Origin of the sequence: Segeticoccus rhizosphaerae (genome assembly GCF_009192725.1) — a bacterium.
Lineage (GTDB): Bacteria > Actinomycetota > Actinomycetes > Actinomycetales > Dermatophilaceae > Segeticoccus > Segeticoccus rhizosphaerae.
This window is the reverse complement of record NZ_VOHR01000485.1, coordinates 1-2009: the sequence shown is the minus strand read 5'-3', so window position 1 is coordinate 2009 and position 2009 is coordinate 1. Positions and strand designations below refer to the sequence as shown.

The following is a 2009-nucleotide window of genomic DNA, read 5'->3' as shown; positions in this document are numbered from 1 at the left end:
GGTTGTCGGCGCCCGTCGCCACGTCGGGCGGTCCGACCACGGTGGCGGCCTTCCGGACCGCGTCGATGGCCGGCCGTACACGCCTCGCCGGGCGCGCGCTGCGCGACGTGGACTGCCTGCAGCTGCCCGAGTCCTTCGGACGCCTTCGCGTCGTCACCCACCGGACGGTCGCGCACGCCCACCGCGCAGGGGTCCAGGTGCATGTCTGGACGGTGAACGAGACCGAGGACATGCATCGCCTGCTCGACCTCGGCGTCGACGGCCTCATCACCGACCGCGCCGACCTGCTGCGCGACGTGCTGCGCGACCGTGGCGCCTGGCCCGGCTGACGCGAGGCCGCTGCCGCGTCACTCAGGGGAAGCCTGCACGGGCGCCTGACACATGGAGTGGGCGGCAAGTATGTCGTGCAGCCACACCGCCGCACGCGCCCGTCGTCCCTACTGTGCTGACCATGTCAGAGCCAGAAGGCCCCGCGCCGCTCGCCGGTCGACGTGCCCTCGTCACCGGCGCCGCCGGCGGGATCGGTGCTGCGTGCGTGGCGCACCTGCTCGCGCAGGGCGCCCACGTCATCGCGCTCGACCGTGACCTGGTCGGCCTCAAGTCGCTCGACGGACCACCGGACCGGTTGGACCGACTCACCTGCGACCTGGCGGACCTGGACGGACTCGTCGCGCTGCCCCGGGACGTGGACATCCTGGTCAACAACGCGGGCATCCAGCACATCGCCCCGGTGCAGGACTTCCCACCCGACCGGTTCGACCAGATCCTTGCGATCATGCTGCAGGCACCGTTCCGGCTGATCCGCCAGGTGTTGCCGCACATGTACGATCGGGGGTGGGGCCGGATCGTCAACGTGTCCAGCGTGCACGGACTGCGAGCGAGCGAGTTCAAGGCCGCCTACGTCGCGGCCAAGCACGGGCTCGAGGGGCTGTCAAAGGTGGTGGCCATCGAGGCCGGTGCGCACGGCGTCACCAGCAACTGCGTCAACCCTGCCTACGTGCGCACGCCCCTCGTCGAAGGACAGGTCGCCGACCAGGCCGCCAGCCACGGTATCTCCGAGGACGAGGTTCTCGAGCGGATCATGCTCGAGCCGGTGGTGGTCAAGCGCCTCGTCGAACCGCGCGAGGTGGCGGACCTCGTGGGCTTCCTGTGCGGACCGTCGGCGACCTCGGTGACCGGCTCGTCATACGTCATGGACGGCGGGTGGACAGCGCGCTGACTCGTGCCGCGACCACCCTAGGATCAGCAGGATGCCAGCGCCCCCTCACATCGTGACCGGACCCGCCGATGAGCCCGAGCCGCCGTCGCGCACCCTCCTGCGCCTCCTGGCGGCCGGCGCCCGACCTGAGCAGCTCGCGGCCGTCGAGGGAGACGCCGAGGCCCGGGAGGACGCCCTGGTCGTCCGCGGCGTCTTCGACGCCCACCGGCGACGCGAGTCCGAACTGGCCGCCCTGGTGGACACGGCTCGCGACCTGGCCGCCGCGCAGGATCCTGCCGGCGTGCTCGAGGCGATCGTCCGTCGGGCGCGCGCGCTGCTCGGCACCGACGTCGCCTACCTGACGCTCTACGACCCCGCCCGGGGCGACACCTTCATGCGGACCACGGACGGTTCGGTGTCGATCGCGTTCCAGAACGTGCGGCTCAGCCTGGGTGACGGCCTCGGTGGCCTGGCCGCCTCCACCCACCGGCCCTACTGGACGGCCGACTACATGGCCGACGGGCGGTTCAACCACACCAGGTCCATCGACGGGGCCGTCAACGACGAGGGCCTCGTCGCGATCTGCGGCACCCCGCTGCTCGTGGAGGAGACGTTCGTCGGCGTGCTCTTCGCCGCCAACCGCACGCCGCGACCCTTTACCCGCGAGGAGGTGGCCCTGCTCGGGTCGCTCGCCGCGCTCGCGGCTGTGTCGCTCGTCCAGACGCGCGCGGCGGCGGAGACCACCCAGGCCCTGGCGGCGCTGTCCGCCGCCCACGAGACGGTGGGCCGCTACACCGCCGGGGTCGAGCGG

The 2009-nt window shown here is 72.2% G+C and carries 3 protein-coding genes; all 3 read left to right on the top strand.

The genetic code is table 11. The features are described from left to right. The coding region (locus tag FRW57_RS20915; protein WP_275263234.1) for a glycerophosphodiester phosphodiesterase family protein at positions 1 to 329 on the top strand (329 nt) is incomplete at its 5' end. Positions 330 to 451: 122 nt separating this feature from the next. Next, complete coding sequence (locus tag FRW57_RS20910) at positions 452 to 1219, top strand: 3-hydroxybutyrate dehydrogenase (RefSeq protein ID WP_152186971.1); 768 nt, start codon at positions 452 to 454, stop codon at positions 1217 to 1219. Between the two features lie 31 nt (positions 1220 to 1250). Next, positions 1251 to 2009 (top strand): GAF domain-containing protein (locus FRW57_RS20905; RefSeq protein ID WP_152186970.1); only part of this gene is annotated, 759 nt, incomplete at its 3' end.

Coding starts and splice junctions, on each gene's coding strand:
- FRW57_RS20910 (WP_152186971.1), top strand. CDS start 452: ATGTCAGAGCCAGAAGGCCCCGCGCCGCTCGCCGGTCGACGTGCCCTC.